Origin of the sequence: Candidatus Protochlamydia sp. W-9, from assembly GCF_001950615.1 — a bacterium.
In the GTDB taxonomy this organism is placed as follows: domain Bacteria; phylum Chlamydiota; class Chlamydiia; order Chlamydiales; family Parachlamydiaceae; genus Protochlamydia; species Protochlamydia amoebophila.
On the sequence record NZ_BCPZ01000113.1, the window covers coordinates 1 to 498 of the forward strand.

Here is a 498-nt window from a genome sequence, read left to right on the forward strand (position 1 = left end):
ACTTTTTGCTCGAGCATTGCAACTGTTTTTTTAGGGACCTTGCCTTCTATCTCTTTTAATACTGTGTCGATAAAAGAGATATTGAGGGTACTAAGGATGGAGCGGATGTACTCTTTGATACAACGACCTACAATTTCCTTGTCATAGTTGCGAACAAGACGAGGATCGATTTCTGGCAAGTGTAAAAGCTGTCCGATTTCCGGATTTGACTGGGAAAAGATGGTATTAATTAAGCTAGACTCTAACACACTTTGTACAAAAACTTGAAGGTTTTCAAACTTTATGTCGTAATCTTGAAGATTTTTCATCTCTAGCTTCAAACTGTTCTTAAACCGATCTTCTAATAGTCTTTCATCATCAGGATCTAAACATTGCGAAGAAGCCACACAGATCGGTCCCTTTTCAAATTTCTCAGAAAAGGTTGCAAGGCATGAGGATAAATGACTCGTATCTTCTAGATTATCAAATCGGATGATCTCTTTTAAGCCAATTTGCCTT

Annotated in this window: 1 protein-coding gene; it reads right to left on the minus strand. The window is 37.6% G+C overall.

The features are described 5' to 3' along the window. Positions 1-498, minus strand: a 498-nt coding sequence (locus BU804_RS13205) for a hypothetical protein (protein ID WP_158025005.1), incomplete at both ends; no start/stop codon positions are given.